This window comes from Cupriavidus sp. 05L310 (assembly GCF_056398185.1).
Genome location: NZ_JBFTOX010000044.1, coordinates 62,556 through 78,246, shown reverse-complemented (window position 1 = coordinate 78,246; position 15,691 = coordinate 62,556). Strand labels below are relative to the sequence as shown.

Sequence of the window (15,691 nt, the reverse complement as noted above, 5' to 3'; positions counted from 1 at the left end):
AGGTCCCAGAAATTCAGCGGCACATTGGCCGACAGGTCGGCGTAGTAGCTGTACTTGCTGTCGGCGAATCCGAACAGGTTGGTCAGCGCCTGCGAATACTTGAAGAACACAGGACCGTAGCCGGCGCCGACATACACTTCCGTGGTGTACGGGCGCGTAAAGCCGTTCGGGTAGTCGCCCGGGTAGTAGTACTGCAGCACGCCGACGTCGTAGTTCCACTCCAGGCCGCCCAGCGTCACCGTGTTCTTGAAGCCGCCGTAGAAGTCCATCTCGATCGGCGCCGAGACTTGCGGATTGCTGTCACCGAGCCAGCTGATGCTCGAGTTCCAGTTGCCCACGTAAAAGCCGCTCGAATGCGCGTAGTCAAACCCGCCCTGGATGGCGGGGCGGCGGTTGGTCTGCATCAGGCCGCGATAGCGATACTCACTGGCCAAGGTCACGTTGGCGGTGAAGGTGTGCGGCGACGCTTCGGCGGCAGCGGCGGCGGCGTCGGTAGGTGCACCGCCCTCCTGCGCGCTGCTCTGGGCGAATGCTGCGGGGGTGAGCCCGCAAAGCACAACTGCACTGGCGCTGACTGCAAGGGCCAACTTCTTCATGGGTTTGCTCTCCTTTTCCTCTGGCTCGGTACTTGTGTGTTTAAGAATGATTTGCGAAACGACGCTCCTGCCACCATTACTGCAACTGCCGTGCCAGGCTGAAAACGAGGATTACAAATTATTATTTGTGCTCATATAGACGCTTTGAATGACTGCGCTGGCCGGCTCCCGGCGAGCGCAGTAACGTTAAAAGGTGTTACCAGCCCGCGCCGGCGCTTTCCCGGCGACGCCTGAAGCGCGATAATCGGCCCATGCCGGCGGCAAGTGCCGTGCGCGCATCGCCTTCGTCCGCACCCCATTGCGGTGCACCGCGATGCTGCACGCCGAATCCGCTCACCCAATTACACGCACCAAGGCGGTGCAAAAGGAGAATCACAATGAAGCCCACCGACCTGTTCAACGATTTCCAGGCCAAGATCAGCGAGGCCTTGCGCAACTCGCCCGCCAAGGACATCGAGAAAAACGTGCGCAGCATGATGACGCAAGGGTTTTCCAAGCTCGACCTGGTCACCCGCGAGGAATTCGATGTGCAATCGCAGGTTCTGGCGCGCACCCGCGCGCGGCTGGAAGAACTGGAAGCCCGCGTGCAGGCGCTGGAAAGCCGCGCGGCAGGCGGGTCCGACACGCCTGTTTCCGGCTGAAGCCCTTGCTGCGCCGCACGCTCGCCCAGGTGGTCAGATGAACCTGGGCCAAGATCCCGACCGATGGCCGCCGTATTCCGGCGGCCATTTTCGTTAACACATCCTTGACGCTTTCGGAGTGAGATGAGCCTCGCACTGCTGCGTAGCCGGGCGTTGACCGGCCTTGAGGCACCGCTGGTATCGGTCGAGGTGCACCTGGCCAACGGCCTTCCCGCCTTCACGATCGTCGGGCTGGCCGATACCGAGGTGCGTGAAAGCCGTGAGCGGGTCCGCGCGGCCATCCTCAACAGCCGCTTCGAGTTTCCCAGCCGGCGGATCACGGTAAACCTGGCCCCCGCGGATTTGCCCAAGGAATCCGGGCGCTTCGACCTGCCGATCGCACTCGGCATCCTGGCCGCCAGTGGCCAGGTCCCGCTGGACGGGCTGGATGCCAGCGAGTTCGCTGGCGAGTTGTCGCTATCCGGAGAGTTGCGCCCCGTGCGCGGGGCGCTGGCCATGGCAATGAGCCTGGGGCGTGACAACGCCGCGCGGCAGATATCGGGCGCAGGCCCGCCCCGCACTTTCGTGGTAGCGGCAGAAAATGCTCCGGAAGCCGCCTTGATCGACGGGGTCACGGTCTACGGAGCACGCTCCCTGTTGGAAGTCTGCGCTCACCTGGGCCCCCTGCCGGACGCCCGGCTGGCGCGTGCGGAGCCGCTTGCGCAGATCGGCGAAGGCGAGCCTGCCGGTCCGGACATGCGCGACGTCCGGGGCCAGCCGCAAGCGCGCCGCGCCATGGAAATCGCGGCAGCCGGACAGCACTCGGCCCTGCTGGTCGGCCCTCCTGGCACTGGCAAATCCATGCTGGCGCAGCGCTTTCCCGGCCTGCTGCCGCCGATGACGCTGGAGGAAGCGCTGGAATCCGCCGCGGTGCAGAGCCTCACCGCCGCCGGCTTCCACCCCGCCCGCTGGCGCGAGCGGCCCTACCGGTCGCCGCACCACACCGCTTCGGCGGCGGCGCTGGTGGGCGGTGGCAGCAATCCTCGCCCCGGCGAGATCTCGCTGGCCCATCAAGGCGTACTGTTCCTGGATGAACTGCCGGAATTCGACCGCCGCGTGCTGGAGGTCCTGCGCGAACCACTCGAATCGGGCCGCGTCACCATTTCGCGCGCCACGCGCCAGGCCGACTTCCCCGCCCGGTTCCAGTTTGTCGCCGCCATGAATCCCTGCCCGTGCGGCTACCTGGGACACCCGTCGCGTCCCTGCCGCTGCACGCCGGACCAGGTGCTGCGCTATCAGTCCAGGCTGTCGGGGCCGCTGCTCGACCGGATCGACCTGCAAGTGGAGGTACCGGCCCAGGACCAGCGCGAAATGCTCGATGGCCCTCCCGGCGAGTCCAGCGCCGAGGTGCGCCAGCGCGTGCTGGCCGCCCGCGCCCTGCAGCAGGCGCGCCAGGGCAAGCCCAACGCGGCGCTCTCGGGGCGCGAGATTGACGAGCACTGTCCGCTCACGCCCGAGGCGCAAGCCTTGCTGCGTGGCGCCATGACCAAGCTGGCCTGGTCGGCGCGCGCCTATTTCCGGGCGCTGAAGATCGCCCGCACGATTGCCGACCTGGCGGGAACCGAGCTATTGCAGCCCAGCCATGTGGGCGAGGCCATCCAGTACCGGCGGGCGCTGCGTACGCCGTAGCAACGGCGTGCGTCCGGTTCGCACTCAGCCACGCCGGGGCGGAGGCACCGCCACCGGCGGCTCCGTCGGCGGCGGTGGGTGTTCGATGGGTGGGAGATCGGGCGGAATGCCCGGCGGCGGCGGCTCCTCGTCCGGCGGCACGGTATGGGCCGGTCGTGCATGCAACCTGGCCTGCAGGGTGGAAGAGCTTCGCATTGCTTACCTCCGCTTGGGTCGTCCTACCTATTGAAGCAAACGCACCTGCGGGAAGCTAGCGCCAGATCGGCAGAGCGGGCCGGCGCGGATGCCGGCCCCGCTTCTTCAAGCCGGATGGCGCCGGACGAAGAACAGCGCGGTGCCCACGGCCACCAGCACGCTGCCGAAGATCCGGTTCTGCCAGCGCACCGCGCGCGCATTGCGCAACAGGCCGCGCATGCGCGAGGCCAGCAGCGCGTAGCCATGCATCACCACCAGGTCCACGGCGCACATCGTCACGGCCAGGATGGCGAGCTGGGGCGCGAGCGCATGGGCCGGGTCGATGAACTGCGGCAGCACCGCGACCATGAAGATGATGCCTTTGGGATTGGTCACATTGGTTAGCAAGCCGGTGGCGAAACGGCGGCGCGGGCTCAGCGCGGCAACGCGCGGCGCCTCCTGGCCCTGCGCCGCCTCATCCGGGGCGCTATCCACGCGGGCGCGCCACTGCTGCACGCCGATGTAGATCAGGTAGAGCGCACCGATCGTCTTGACCACGGCGAACGCATGCTCGGACGCCAGCAGCAGCGCGCCCAGGCCGCCGCCTGCCACCAGCAGGATGATCACCAGGCCGGTCTGCAAGCCAAAGATCGTAGTGGTGGTCTTGCGCAGCCCGTACGACAGGCCATGGCTCATCGACAGCACCGCCCCCGAACCCGGCGAAACGGCAATCACCCAACAAGCCGCGAAATAAGCCAGCCAAACTTCCCAACGCATGAATGAACTCCCTTGAACGGACTGATCGGCCCGCGCATTGCGGGCCGGCTAAAGCGCAATAAGGCTCGGCAGAGCTTAAAACGGATGAAAACCGGTGAGGAACTGGTCGACCTGCTCCGCCTGGCGCTGGTCGCGCGCGGCATCGCCGGCCTCCAGCACAACCGCCTGGTAGACGTGCACGCCGGAAGCCACCAGCCGCGCCGTCAGCCTGCGAGGCGACTGGTCCTGCGGCGAGACCGCAGCCACCTGCACCTCCACGCCGTCAAGCGCCACGGCGGGTGTCGCGGCCGACATCACCTTCACCTTGCGCGTCTTGACCGCTTCCGCGGGGTGGGGACCGAGGTTGCCAAGCAACCCCGCCTGCATCGATTCAAGCGCGGCCTGCCGCAACGCGGCATCGTCGGCGGGCAAGGTCACCACGCCAACGGCGAACAGGGTTTCGTCGATCCGGGCCGCGTCCATCGTCATCGGCAGCTTGCGCCCGGCAATGGCTACTTCGCGGGCGGCGCCGCTTGGCTTGCCCGGATAGAGCGCGGCGTACGCACCTTCGTTGGACTGAATGGTGCGCCAGTCATAGCGCGGCGAGCAGGCGATCAGCCCGGCGCCGAGTGCGGTCACGGCGAGGGCGGTGGCAAGCGAGGACGGTAACAAGCGGGAAAACCGGCGGTGGGACATCTCGGCAGTGGATACGGCAGCGTGCGGCAACGGTCCGGCGGACATTGCCGGGGACAGTGCCCGGGATTGTGCGATCCCGCATCCAGGGCGCGCGGGCGCGGCACCACGGATGCGGACGGAAGCCGCTATTATCGGGGAACCTGCGTGCCAGCGCGCATCCACATTGCCAGCCCATGCAAATCCCGTCGCCCGGCCACCCGTCAGTCCCGTCCATGCCGCAACCGCGCCGTGCGCCCGCCCGCCGTACCTTGCGCGCCGTGGCGGCGGTGATGGGTGCCCTCATCGTCACGACAAGCCATGGCGCCTTGGCCGCCAGCACCCACCTGCCCGCGGCAACCGACCTGGCCGCCCAGGCCAAGGCGGCGGCCACCCGCGGCGAACCGCTGGTGGTGCTGGTCACGCTGCCCGACTGCGTTTACTGCGAAACGGTGCGCCGCAACTATCTCGGCCCGCAGGCGGCGGCGGGCGAGATCGTGGCGCGGGAGCTCGACATGACCGCCAACACGCCGCTGCGCAATGCGGATGGCAGCATGACCACGGCGCGTGAATGGGCCCGCAGCCGCCACGTGACGGTGGCGCCCACGGTGCTCTTCCTGGACGCGCGCGGCCGCTCGCTGGCCACCCCGTTGCGCGGCATGCAGCCTGACTTCTACGGTGCCTACCTGGAACAGGCGCTGGATAAGGCCCGCTCGGCGTTGGCCGCCACGCCGGACTGAACTGCGGCTAATCGCCGCAGCGCGAGTGCCTCCATGCATGCATCCGGCAGCGCCGCGGCAGCGGCAGTAGAATGGCGGCTTGTCTGACCTGTCGGCGAGCATCATGACGACCTCCACTTCCCCAACCGCCCCTCCCGCGGCAAGCCCGGCCCGGCGCAAGCTCTGGCCCGCGATCGGCGCCGTGCTGCTGGTTGCCGTGCTGGGCTGGTTCGGCTACCGCGCCATCGCCCCAGCCACTGCCGCGCCGCCCGCCACCTTCACGCTGCTGTCGGGCGAGAAGGTCAGCACCGCCGATCTCAAGGGCAAGGTCTACCTGGTCAACTTCTGGGCCACCAGCTGCGTCACCTGCGTCAAGGAGATGCCGGACATGGTCAAGACCTATGACAAGTTCAAGGACAAGGGCCTGGAGTTCGTGGCGGTGGCAATGAGCTACGACCCGCCGATGTACGTGATGAACTATGCGCTAACCCGCAAGTTGCCGTTCAAGGTGGCGATGGACTCCGACGGCGCGGCGGCCAAGGCATTCGGCGAGGTCCAACTGACCCCGACCACCTTCGTGATCGATAAGGACGGCCGCATCCTCAAGCGTTATGTCGGCGAACCGGAGTGGGATGCGCTGCACAAGCTGCTCGACGGCGCGCTCGCCAAGGCGGCCTGATCCGCGCAGCCCGCCCGAATCCGCCGGAAAGGTGCCTGCCATGGCACCTTTTTTATTGCGGCAGCCCCACGCAACGGCCCCGGCCTTGCGCAGTTCGCCTGTATGGATATACAGTTACCGGCAGTTTTCCCCGCCCATGCCGGCCAGCGCACTTGCACGCCCGGCATCCCCAAAGGCCCCTGCCGTGTTACTCGATCCCGATCCCAGCGCCGTGCTTTGCGATGCACCCGCCAACAGGCAGGATGCCTGCGCCACGCCCGCCTACCTGTCCACCCTGAACCCGGAACAGCGCGCGGCCGTGACCCACGAGCCCGCCGCGCCGCTGCTGATCATCGCCGGCGCCGGCTCGGGCAAGACCAACACGCTGGCGCACCGGGTCGCGCACCTGGTGCTGGGCGGCGCCGATCCGCGCCGCATCCTGCTGCTGACGTTCTCGCGCCGCGCGGCGTCGGAGATGGGGCGGCGGGTCGAGCGCATCGTGGACCAGGCGCTCGGCATGCAGACCTCCGGCGCGGGCCGCGCCGCGCTGACGTGGTCGGGCACCTTCCACGCCATCGGCGCGCGCCTGTTGCGCGAGTACGCCGAGACGCTCGGCCTGTCGCCCAGCTTCACCATCTGCGATCGCGGCGATGCCGCCGACCTGATGAATGTGGTACGCCATGACCTCGGCCTGTCCGCGCAGGCCTCGCGTTTCCCGCGCAAGGAAACCTGCCTGTCGATCTACTCGCGCGTGGTCAACACGCAGGCCCCGCTGGAAGACGTGCTCAAGCAATGGTTCCCGCGCTATGCCATGTGGACGGATGCGCTGCGCGGGCTGTTCGCCGGCTATGTGGAAGCCAAGCAGAAGCAGCAGGTGCTCGACTACGACGACCTGCTGCTCTACTGGGCGCAGGCCTTGGCCGAACCCGTGCTGGCGCAGGACATGGGCGCGCGCTTCGACCATGTGCTGGTGGACGAATACCAAGACACCAATGCGCTGCAGGCCGCCATCCTGCTCGCGCTCAAGCCCGACGGACGCGGCCTGACCGTGGTGGGTGACGATGCCCAGTCGATCTATGCCTTCCGTGGCGCCACGGTGCGCAACATCCTCGATTTCCCCGGACAGTTCACACCGGCCGCGGACATGGTCACGCTGTCGCAGAACTACCGCTCGACCCAGCCTATCCTGGCCGGCGCCAATGCGGTGATCGGCCTCGCGGCCGAACGCTATACCAAGGACCTGTGGTCGGAGCGCGGCTCGGCCGAGAAACCGGAGATCGTCGTGGTCAACGATGAAGCGGACCAGGCCCGCTACGTGGTCGAGCAGATCCTGGCGCGGCGCGAGGCCGGGCTGGCGCTGCTGTCGCAGGCCGTGCTGTTCCGCGCCGCCGACCACAGCGCGCAGCTCGAGATCGAGCTGGTCCGGCGCAACATCCCCTTCGTCAAGTTCGGCGGCCTGAAATTCCTGGAATCCACGCACGTAAAGGATGTGCTGGCGGTCGTGCGCTGGCTGGAAAATCCGCGCGACCGCATGGCGGGCTTCCGCAGCCTGCAGCTATTGCCCGGCGTGGGACCAAAAACCGCCGCGCGCGCGCTGGACGCGGTGGAAATCGCCACCGAGCCGCTGTTCGCGCTGGAATCCTTCGAGGCACCGCCGGCCGCCGCCGAGGCGTGGCCCGATCTGCTGGCGCTGGCGCGCAGCCTGATGGCGCCGGCCGCGCCGTGGCCCTCGGCCTTCGAGCAGGTGGTGGCGTGGTACCAGCCGCATCTGGAACGCCTGCACGACGACGCTCCCGCGCGCGCGGCCGATCTCCAGCAACTGGAACGAATCGCCGCCACCTACGCCTCGCGCGAGCGCTTCCTGACCGAACTCACGCTCGACCCGCCGGATGCGTCGAGCGACGAATCCGGCGTGCCGCTGCGCGACGAGGATTACCTGATCCTGTCGACCATCCACTCGGCCAAGGGCCAGGAATGGAAGGCGGTCTACGTGCTCAACGCCGTCGACGGCTGCATGCCTTCGGACCTGGCCACCGGCACCACCGAGGAAATCGAGGAAGAGCGCCGCCTGCTGTATGTGGCGATGACCCGCGCCCGCGACCACCTCGACATCGTGGTGCCGCAGCGCTTCTATGTGCACCAGCAGACCGGCTATGGGGATCGCCACGTCTACGCTTCGCGCACGCGCTTCCTGCCCAACCGGGTGATGCCGCTGTTCCACAGCCGCGCCTGGCCGCCGCCCCCGCCGGTCGCGGACGCGCCAGCCAGGGCGCCGTTGCCCAGGCTCGACCTGGCCGGGCGCATGCGGGATATGTGGCGTTGAGCTGCCGTTGACGGCAAGCTGCCCTACAACCCGTAGCGCTTGATCTTGTCGTACAGCGTGGCCTTGCCAACCTGCAGCAGGTCCGCGGCCTGGCTGACCGCGCCGCCGGTGCGCGCCAGCGTATCGGCGATGACAGCACGCTCGTAGTGTTCCATGCGCTCCTTGAGCGGCGTGGAGTCGTCGAGCGCATCGGCGCGCGTGCCGCCCTCGGGCACGCCCAGCACCAGACGGTCGGCGGCGTTGCGCAACTCGCGCACATTGCCGGGCCAGGCGCGCTGCATCAGCGCCTGGCGCTGCAGCTCGGAGAGGATGGGCGCGGGGCGCTGGTAGCGCACCGCCGCCACCAGCATGAAGTGCTCGAACAGCGGCACGATATCCTCGCGCCGCTCGCGCAGCGGGGGCAGCGGGATGGTGACGACATTGAGCCGGTAGTAGAGATCCTGGCGGAACGTGCCTTGCGCCACCAGCGCCTCCATATCCCCCTTTGCCGCCGCCACGATGCGCACATCGATTGCGATCGATGCATTGGACCCGAGCCGCTCCAGCGTGCCCTCCTGCAGCACGCGCAGCAGCTTGACCTGCAGCGCCAGCGGCATGCTCTCGATTTCGTCGAGGAACAGCGTGCCGCCGGAGGCATGCTCGAGCTTGCCCACGCGGCGCTTGCCGGCGCCGGTGAAAGCGCCCGCCTCATGGCCGAACATCTCGCTCTCGAAAATGGCCTCCGGCACCGCGCCGCAATTCAGCGCGACGAACGGTGCGTGATGCCGCGGCGACAAGGCATGCAGGCTGCGCGCCACCAACTCCTTGCCGGTGCCGGTCTCGCCGTTGATCATCACCGGCACGTCGGTGGCGGCCACGTTGGCCACCAGCATGCGCACCTGCTCGATGGCAGGAGAGCGCCCGATGATACGGGTGCCCGCGGCCGGGCCGGCCAGCTCGCGCCGCAGGGCGAGGTTTTCCAGTTCGAGCGCGCGCCGTTCCAGCGCGCGGCGCACGGTCTCGGTCAGGCGGTCGGCACCGAAGGGTTTCTCGATAAAGTCGTAGGCGCCTTCGCGCATGGCCTGCACCGCCATGGTGATGTCGCCGTGGCCGGTGACCAGGATCACGGGTACGCCCGGTGCCGCGTTGCGGCAGTGCTGCAACAGGTCCAGGCCGCTGGCGCCGGTGAGCCGCACGTCCGTCACCAGCACGCCGGGGAATTCCGGCGACAGGTGCGGCATGGCGGCTTCGGCCGAAGGCAGCGCCAGCACGGAGAAGCCAGCCAGTTCCAGGCTCTGCGCGGTAGCCTGGCGTACCAGGGGTTCGTCTTCGACGAACAGGACACGCAATCCGTCTTGCATGGCGATGCTCACTCAGTATGGGTGGGAGAGGTGGATCTTGGCTCCGCGCGGGGCGCGCCACCATCGGGCGCAGGTGCACGCCGCAGCACCACCACGAATTCGGCGCCGCCATCCGGCCGGCCGGCCGCGCTCAGCTGGCCGCCGAACTCGCGCACGATGGAGGTCGAGATGGCCAGTCCAAGGCCGAGGCCCTGGCCGATTTCCTTGGTGGTGAAGAAGGGCTCGAACAGCCTGGGCAAGACGTCGACGGGAATGCCGGTGCCGTTGTCGCGCACCGCGATGCTGACGGTGTCGCCGTGCTCGCTGACCGCCACTTCCACGCACGGCGCGTCCGGCGCAGCGGTGGCCAGCGCATCCAGCGCGTTACCGATGAGGTTGAGCAGCACTTGCTCGAGCTTGAGCTCGTCGGCCCACACCGCAGGCCCGGGCGGTTGCGACAAGCCCTCCACCCTTAGCGTGACGTGAGCGAGCCGCGGCGCCATCAGCGCCAGCACGTGATCCAGCGCGGCGCGCACATGCACCGCGTGGCGGCGCTGGCGCGCCTTGCCGGCGAACAGCTTGAGCTGCCCGGTGATCTTGCCCATGCGTGCCGTGAGATCGGCAATGGCGGCCAGGTTGTCGGTCACCGCATCGAGCTTGCCGCGCTCCAGCAGCACGCGGGTGTTGTCGGAAAAGGTGCGCAGGGCCGCCAGCGGCTGGTTCAGCTCATGGGTGATGCCCGCCGCCATCTGGCCCAGCGCCGCCAGCTTGCTGGCCTGCACCAGTTCGTCCTGTGCCGCGCGCAGTTCGCCCTCGGCGCGCGTGCGTTCGGCCACTTCGGCTTCCAGTTGCTCGTTGATGGCCATCAGGTCAGCCGTGCGCGCCTCCACGCGCCGCTCGAGTTCGTCGTAAGCGGCTTCGAGCAAGCGCCTGCCGTATTCGATGTCGCGCGCGCGCTGGCGGCGCTGGCGCCAGTTGAACAGCAGCAGGCACATGCAGGCATAGGCCAGCGCCGCGCCCACGGTGGCATTGCGCGCGCTCGCCAGCACCGGGTCCAGCGAGGCCATCACCTGCATGGTCCAGTCGGCCGGGCCCACCTTGCGGCTGATCTCGAGGTAACGCTCGGCGCTGCCGCCTGTGCCGATGCGCACCAGCCGCGCGCCCTCGCCCAGCACCGTATGGCCGAGCCAGCGCGTGACCGGCGATTGCAGCGCCTCCAGCGGCAGCGGCTTGACCGCCTGGTCGTGGTACTGGCGCGTGCGGTCCAGCTCCGACTGCAACTCGGGCGGCAGCGGCCGCAGCGTGCGGTATTGCCAGGCCGGAACCGATGAGAGAAAAACCACGCCGTGGTCGTCGCTCACCATCACCGGCTCGGCGCCGCCGGCGCCCGCGCGCTGGAACCACTCCAGGTTGAGCTTGACCACGGTCACGCCCACCACCCGGCTGCCCACCTTCACGGGCTGGGCGATGTAATAGCCGGGTTCGTCGCTGGTGATGCCGATGGCGTAGAAGCGCCCGACCTCCCCGCGCGAGGCGATCTGGAAATAGGGGCGAAAACGATAGTCGGTGCCAACGAAACTGCCCGGCTGGTCATGGTTGCTGGCGGCCAGCGCCACGCCGTTGGCGGCGATCACATAGGTGGCCGAAGCGCGCGCGCGGCGATTGACGTCGGACAGGTAGCGGTTGGCCGCCGCCACCCGCGCGGGATCGGTGGGCGCGGCCAGCAGGTCGTGAACGAAAGGATGAAGCGAGACCAGCGCGGGAAGGAACTCGTAGCGGTCGAGCGTGCTTTCCAGCGTGGCCGCGTAGCGGTCGGCGCGGGTCGCCGTGGTCTGTTGCAGGCCATCGACGCCGCGCTGCACCGAAACCAGCCAGGTCAGCGAGCACAGCGCCAGCAGGCCGATGGCCAGCGCCGCCACAAAGCCTCGCCAGCTTCCGCCGCCATCGCCCGGCGTATGCACCAGGCGGGCGGAAGCGGGATCATGCACGGCGAGGAAATCGTCGGAATGTGGCATCGGCGCATGCGAAGGGACACGCGCCGATGATACCCGCTGGCGGGCGGCGCCGGCTGGCGCCGCCGCCCCGGAGGCCCGGACCTCAGCGGACGCCGGAGCCGGCTTCGGCAAGTTCGGCCGTTTCATCGCCGCCACGGCGTAGCGCGCGGTCAAGCTGCACGCGGTCAAGTTCATGCTCCCACGCCGACATGACCACCGTCGCCACACCGTTGCCGATGATATTGGTCAGCGCGCGGCATTCGCTCATGAAGCGGTCGATGCCCAGGATCAGCACCATGCCCGCCACCGGAATATCCGGCACCACCGCCAGCGTGGCGGCCAGCGTGATGAAGCCGGAGCCGGTCACGCCGCTGGCGCCCTTGGAGGTGATCATCGCCACGCCCAGGACGGTGAGCTGCTGCAGCAGCGTGAGCTCGATGCCGGTGGCCTGGGCGATGAAGAGCACCGCCATGGTCATGTAGATGTTGGTGCCATCCAGGTTGAAGGAGTAACCCGTGGGCACCACCAGCCCCACCACCGATTTGGAGCAGCCCAGGTTTTCCAGCTTTTCCATCAGGTGCGGCAGCGCGGCTTCCGACGAGCTGGTGCCCAGTACGATCAGCAGTTCTTCCTTGATGTAGGCGATGAAGCGGAAGATGTTGAAACCCGTCAGGCGCGCCACCGTACCCAGCACCACCACCACGAAGACGATCGCGGTGAAGTAGAAGGTGCCGATCAGCTTGAGCAGCGGCACCAGCGAACCGAGACCGTACTTGCCGATGGTGAAGGCCATCGCGCCGAACGCGCCAAGCGGCGCCACCTTGGTGATCACATGCACGATGTGGAAGAACACCTTGGATACCTGTTCGACGAAGTCGAACACAATCTTCGAGCGGTCGCCCATCGCCGCCAGCGCCGAGCCGAAGAACAGCGAAATCAGCAGGATCTGCAGGATGTCGCCGTTGGCGAACGCGCTGACCATCGTGTCCGGGATGATGTGCATGAAGAACTCGACCGTGCTCTGGCCGTGCGCCTGCGTCACGTATTGCGAGATCGCCTTGGTGTCGAGCGTGGCCGGATCAATGTTGAATCCGACGCCCGGCTTCAGTATGTGCGCGGACAGCAGGCCGATGAGCAGCGCGAAGGTGGAGATCACCTCGAAGTACAGCAGCGCCTTGCCGCCCACGCGGCCCACCTTCTTCATGTCGCGCATGCCGGCGATGCCGGACACCACGGTACAGAAGATGATCGGCCCGATGATCATCTTGATCAGCTTGATGAAGCCGTCGCCCAGCGGCTTCATTGCAATGCCCGTAGCGGGCCAGAAGTGCCCGAGCACGATGCCCACCGCGATGGCGAATAGCACCTGCACGTACAGGATCTTGTAGAAGGGTTTCCTCATGATGTCGTCCTCGGTATTTTGACCGTGCCCGCCGCCGCAGCGGCGGCAGGTTCGCGCGCCCTGCAAATGGAACGCGTCTGCCTTACTAATCGCAACCGCCGTGCCAGCCCGCCACGCCGCGCCAAGCCCCTGATTTCAAAAGGAAGCTGGCAAAGCGGCCGCGCGTTCACTCCGGCTTTCCGGAAATCCGGAAAATGCGCGTCCGGGGATCCGGACGATCCCGCCCGCGCGGGTGCGCGCTACGCCACCCATGCCGGCGGCACCGCGCCCGCGGCATCGAAGCCGGGGCCCAAAGCGTCGAACCGCCCCGCTTCACACCGTATAATTCAGCCCTTCCACCCATTCCCTAGCGGCCGGCGCGCGCCCGGGGCACCTTTGCCTTGCGGTGCCGCAAGCCGCCGAACGCCCACCACGCATGAGCAGCTACTACGAGCACCATGTTTTCTTCTGCCTCAACCAGCGCGAGGATGGCGGCGCCTGCTGCGCTGACCACAATGCGAAGGCCATGCAGGAATACGCCAAGAAGCGCTGCAAGGCGCTCGGCATCAGCGGCGGCGAAGGGCGGGTGCGCATCAACAAGGCTGGCTGCCTGAACCGTTGTGAACTCGGGCCGGTGCTGGTGGTCTATCCCGAGGCCGTCTGGTACACCTTCGTCGACGAGCAGGACATCGACGAAATCATCGACAGCCATCTGGTGGGCGGCAAGCCGGTCGAACGCCTGATGCTTGATCGCTGACCGGCGGCCACGCAGATACGCAGATACGCTGAACCGATAAGCCGCTGAACCCCGGGCGCAGCCGCGCTTTAGCCAGTCACCCGCTTCCTGTTTCCATGAACGCGCATACCCAGGTACTTACCGTTGCCGGCCCAGCCGGCGCCATCGACATTTCGGTCGACCTGCCCCAGGCCGGCGCCCCGCGCGGCCTCGCGCTGGTGGCCCATCCGCATCCGCTGTTTGGTGGCACCAAGGACAACAAGGTGGCGCAAACGCTGGCGCGCAGTTTCGTGCAGCTGGGATACGCCACCGTGCGGCCGAACTTCCGTGGCGTCGGCGGCACCGCGGGCAGCCACGACAACGGCGTGGGCGAGCAGGACGACCTGCTGGCGGTGATTGCCTGGATGCGCACCCAGGCCGCGTGGTCGCCGGATGCCGCCACGCTGCCGCTGGCGCTGGGCGGTTTCTCCTTCGGCAGCTTCGTGGCAAGCCATGTGGCCCGGCGCCTGGCCGAGGCCGGCACGCCGGCGCAGCGCCTGGTCATGGTGGGGACCGCCGCCAGCCGCTGGGAAGTGGCCACGGTGCCGGCCGACACCATCGTCATACACGGCGAGCAGGATGACACCGTACCGCTGGCAAGCGTGTTCGACTGGGCCCGCCCGCAGGAACTGCCGGTGATCGTGATCCCCGGCGCCGACCACTTCTTTCATCGCAAGCTGCACCTGATCAAGCAGCTCGTCGTCAATGCGTGGGACCAGTGACGGGAGCGGCGCGCCGCCCCGCCATGTCACCGGATGCATTCCCCGCCCCTTTTTTTTGTCGGAAACTGAAACATGTTGAATAGAGCCACGCCGCTTTTCGCGTCCGCCAACACGTCCGCCATCGTCACCGCCGCCATCGTCGGCGCGGCCACGGTACTTCCCGCGGCGCCCGTGCGCGCCCAGGGCGTGCCGATGCCGCAGGTCGCGGCCAAGTCCTGGATGCTGTACGACGTCACCAGCGGCCAGGCCCTGGCTTCGCAGAACGCCGACGCGCGCATCGAGCCGGCCTCGCTGACCAAGCTGATGACCGCCTACCTGGCGTTTGCCGCTATCAAGGAAAAGCGCCTCACGATCGACCAGACCGTGGTGCCGACCACGCTGGTCCTGAAGGTCAAGAGCGACGAATCGCGCATGTTCCTGGAGCCCAACAAGCCGGTGAGCGTGCGCGACCTGCTGCTGGGCCTGATCGTGCAGTCGGGCAACGACGCCGCGCTGGCGCTGGCCGAAGCGGTCGGCGGCTCGGAGGAAGGCTTCGTGGCGATGATGAATCGCGAAGCCCAGCAACTGGGGATGAAGAACACCCACTTCACCAACACCGACGGCATCCCCGACCCGAACCACTACACCACGGCCATGGATCTGGCCACGCTGACCACGCGCATCATCAAGGACTTCCCCGAGTACTACAGCATGTACTCGCAGAAGGAATTCACCTACAACAAGATCCGCCAGCCCAACCGCAACCGCCTGCTCTACATCGACCCGACCGTGGACGGCGTCAAGACGGGCCACACCAAGTCGGCCGGCTACTGCCTGATCTCCTCGGCCAAGCGTCCGCTGGCCAATGTGCCGAACGGTTCGCGCCGCCTGGTCTCGATCGTGATCGGTACCACCACCGAAGCGGTCCGCACGCAGGAAAGCCTGAAGATCCTCAACTACGGCTTCCAGTTCTTCGACACCCTGCGCCTGTACGACCGCGGGCAGGTGCTGGCCACGCCGGAGATCTACAAGGGCAAGGAATCCACCGTCAAGATCGGCGTCAAGGACGAAACGTACATCACCGTGCCCAAGGGCACGGGCGGCCGCATCAAGCCGGTGCTGGAACGCCAGGAACTGCTGCTGGCCCCGATCGCGGCCGGCCAGCAGGTCGGCACAGTCAAGCTGATGGACGGCGCCACCAAGGTGGCCGAATTCCCGGTGGTGGCGCTGGAAGACGTGCCCGAGGCAGGCTTCTTCGGCCGCCTGTGGGATACCATCCGCCTGTGGTTCAAGCGCAAGTAAGCTGGAGGGCCT

14 protein-coding genes are annotated in these 15,691 nt (G+C 67.5%); 8 read left to right on the top strand and 6 right to left on the bottom strand.

All coding sequences use genetic code 11. The features are described from left to right. Positions 1-596 (bottom strand): TorF family putative porin (locus AC1DS6_RS28425; RefSeq protein WP_441630727.1); only part of this gene is annotated, 596 nt, incomplete at its 3' end. Positions 597-973: 377 nt separating this feature from the next. Between AC1DS6_RS28425 and AC1DS6_RS28420 the strand changes: the two genes are divergently transcribed. Both AC1DS6_RS28420 and AC1DS6_RS28415 read left to right on the top strand, forming a co-directional pair. Continuing rightward, positions 974-1,237, top strand: a complete 264-nt coding sequence (locus AC1DS6_RS28420) for an accessory factor UbiK family protein (RefSeq protein ID WP_045236107.1) — start codon at positions 974-976, stop codon at positions 1,235-1,237. Between the two features lie 123 nt (positions 1,238-1,360). After that, on the top strand, positions 1,361-2,905 hold the full coding sequence (locus AC1DS6_RS28415; protein WP_441630724.1) for a YifB family Mg chelatase-like AAA ATPase: 1,545 nt from the start codon (positions 1,361-1,363) through the stop codon (positions 2,903-2,905). 300 nt (positions 2,906-3,205) lie between these two features. Here AC1DS6_RS28415 and AC1DS6_RS28410 read toward each other — a convergent pair whose 3' ends face one another. Both AC1DS6_RS28410 and AC1DS6_RS28405 read right to left on the bottom strand, forming a co-directional pair. Beyond that, a complete protein-coding gene (locus AC1DS6_RS28410; protein ID WP_045236109.1) occupies positions 3,206-3,856 on the bottom strand; it encodes a LysE family transporter in 651 nt (216 codons plus the stop codon). Between the two features lie 75 nt (positions 3,857-3,931). After that, the gene (locus AC1DS6_RS28405) at positions 3,932-4,531 is read right to left on the bottom strand and encodes a hypothetical protein (protein ID WP_441630722.1); all 600 of its coding nucleotides are present in this window, start codon (positions 4,529-4,531) and stop codon (positions 3,932-3,934) included. A gap of 212 nt (positions 4,532-4,743) precedes the next feature. On the opposite strand from AC1DS6_RS28405, the gene AC1DS6_RS28400 reads away from it, so the two are divergent. The 3 genes from AC1DS6_RS28400 to AC1DS6_RS28390 all read left to right on the top strand — a co-directional run bounded on the left by AC1DS6_RS28400 (position 4,744) and on the right by AC1DS6_RS28390 (position 8,207). Next, positions 4,744-5,247 (top strand): thioredoxin domain-containing protein, encoded by a 504-nt coding sequence (locus AC1DS6_RS28400; RefSeq protein ID WP_441630720.1) that lies wholly within the window; start codon positions 4,744-4,746, stop codon positions 5,245-5,247. A 103-nt stretch (positions 5,248-5,350) separates the two neighbouring features. Beyond that, positions 5,351-5,905 (top strand): TlpA disulfide reductase family protein, encoded by a 555-nt coding sequence (locus tag AC1DS6_RS28395; protein ID WP_441630718.1) that lies wholly within the window; start codon positions 5,351-5,353, stop codon positions 5,903-5,905. A 136-nt stretch (positions 5,906-6,041) separates the two neighbouring features. Continuing rightward, positions 6,042-8,207: an ATP-dependent helicase gene (locus AC1DS6_RS28390; protein ID WP_441630716.1), complete on the top strand. Its 2,166-nt coding sequence runs from the start codon at positions 6,042-6,044 to the stop codon at positions 8,205-8,207. Positions 8,208-8,230: 23 nt separating this feature from the next. Here AC1DS6_RS28390 and AC1DS6_RS28385 read toward each other — a convergent pair whose 3' ends face one another. The 3 genes from AC1DS6_RS28385 to AC1DS6_RS28375 all read right to left on the bottom strand — a co-directional run bounded on the left by AC1DS6_RS28385 (position 8,231) and on the right by AC1DS6_RS28375 (position 12,922). Further along, positions 8,231-9,547 carry a sigma-54-dependent transcriptional regulator gene (locus tag AC1DS6_RS28385; RefSeq protein WP_441630714.1) on the bottom strand — a complete coding sequence of 439 codons (1,317 nt, stop codon included), beginning with the start codon at positions 9,545-9,547 and terminating at the stop codon, positions 8,231-8,233. Between the two features lie 8 nt (positions 9,548-9,555). Next, the gene (locus tag AC1DS6_RS28380) at positions 9,556-11,541 is read right to left on the bottom strand and encodes a sensor histidine kinase (protein ID WP_477103635.1); all 1,986 of its coding nucleotides are present in this window, start codon (positions 11,539-11,541) and stop codon (positions 9,556-9,558) included. Positions 11,542-11,623: 82 nt separating this feature from the next. After that, the gene (locus AC1DS6_RS28375; RefSeq protein ID WP_441630710.1) at positions 11,624-12,922 is read right to left on the bottom strand and encodes a dicarboxylate/amino acid:cation symporter; all 1,299 of its coding nucleotides are present in this window, start codon (positions 12,920-12,922) and stop codon (positions 11,624-11,626) included. Between the two features lie 415 nt (positions 12,923-13,337). Here AC1DS6_RS28375 and AC1DS6_RS28370 point away from each other — a divergent pair, with 415 nt between their 5' ends. The 3 genes from AC1DS6_RS28370 (at position 13,338) to AC1DS6_RS28360 (ending at position 15,679) form a co-directional block, all read left to right on the top strand. Further along, positions 13,338-13,658 carry a (2Fe-2S) ferredoxin domain-containing protein gene (locus AC1DS6_RS28370; protein ID WP_035875798.1) on the top strand — a complete coding sequence of 107 codons (321 nt, stop codon included), beginning with the start codon at positions 13,338-13,340 and terminating at the stop codon, positions 13,656-13,658. A gap of 95 nt (positions 13,659-13,753) precedes the next feature. After that, complete coding sequence (locus tag AC1DS6_RS28365; protein WP_441630708.1) at positions 13,754-14,398, top strand: alpha/beta hydrolase; 645 nt, start codon at positions 13,754-13,756, stop codon at positions 14,396-14,398. Positions 14,399-14,470: 72 nt separating this feature from the next. Beyond that, complete coding sequence (locus tag AC1DS6_RS28360) at positions 14,471-15,679, top strand: D-alanyl-D-alanine carboxypeptidase family protein (protein ID WP_441630706.1); 1,209 nt, start codon at positions 14,471-14,473, stop codon at positions 15,677-15,679. Positions 15,680-15,691 lie beyond the last annotated feature (12 nt).

Coding starts and splice junctions, on each gene's coding strand:
- AC1DS6_RS28365 (WP_441630708.1), top strand. CDS start 13,754: ATGAACGCGCATACCCAGGTACTTACCGTTGCCGGCCCAGCCGGCGCC.
- AC1DS6_RS28390 (WP_441630716.1), top strand. CDS start 6,042: ATGCCGGCCAGCGCACTTGCACGCCCGGCATCCCCAAAGGCCCCTGCC.
- AC1DS6_RS28370 (WP_035875798.1), top strand. CDS start 13,338: ATGAGCAGCTACTACGAGCACCATGTTTTCTTCTGCCTCAACCAGCGC.
- AC1DS6_RS28415 (WP_441630724.1), top strand. CDS start 1,361: ATGAGCCTCGCACTGCTGCGTAGCCGGGCGTTGACCGGCCTTGAGGCA.
- AC1DS6_RS28420 (WP_045236107.1), top strand. CDS start 974: ATGAAGCCCACCGACCTGTTCAACGATTTCCAGGCCAAGATCAGCGAG.
- AC1DS6_RS28405 (WP_441630722.1), bottom strand. CDS start 4,531: ATGTCCCACCGCCGGTTTTCCCGCTTGTTACCGTCCTCGCTTGCCACC.
- AC1DS6_RS28400 (WP_441630720.1), top strand. CDS start 4,744: ATGCCGCAACCGCGCCGTGCGCCCGCCCGCCGTACCTTGCGCGCCGTG.
- AC1DS6_RS28360 (WP_441630706.1), top strand. CDS start 14,471: ATGTTGAATAGAGCCACGCCGCTTTTCGCGTCCGCCAACACGTCCGCC.
- AC1DS6_RS28375 (WP_441630710.1), bottom strand. CDS start 12,922: ATGAGGAAACCCTTCTACAAGATCCTGTACGTGCAGGTGCTATTCGCC.
- AC1DS6_RS28410 (WP_045236109.1), bottom strand. CDS start 3,856: ATGCGTTGGGAAGTTTGGCTGGCTTATTTCGCGGCTTGTTGGGTGATT.
- AC1DS6_RS28385 (WP_441630714.1), bottom strand. CDS start 9,547: ATGCAAGACGGATTGCGTGTCCTGTTCGTCGAAGACGAACCCCTGGTA.
- AC1DS6_RS28395 (WP_441630718.1), top strand. CDS start 5,351: ATGACGACCTCCACTTCCCCAACCGCCCCTCCCGCGGCAAGCCCGGCC.
- AC1DS6_RS28380 (WP_477103635.1), bottom strand. CDS start 11,541: ATGCCACATTCCGACGATTTCCTCGCCGTGCATGATCCCGCTTCCGCC.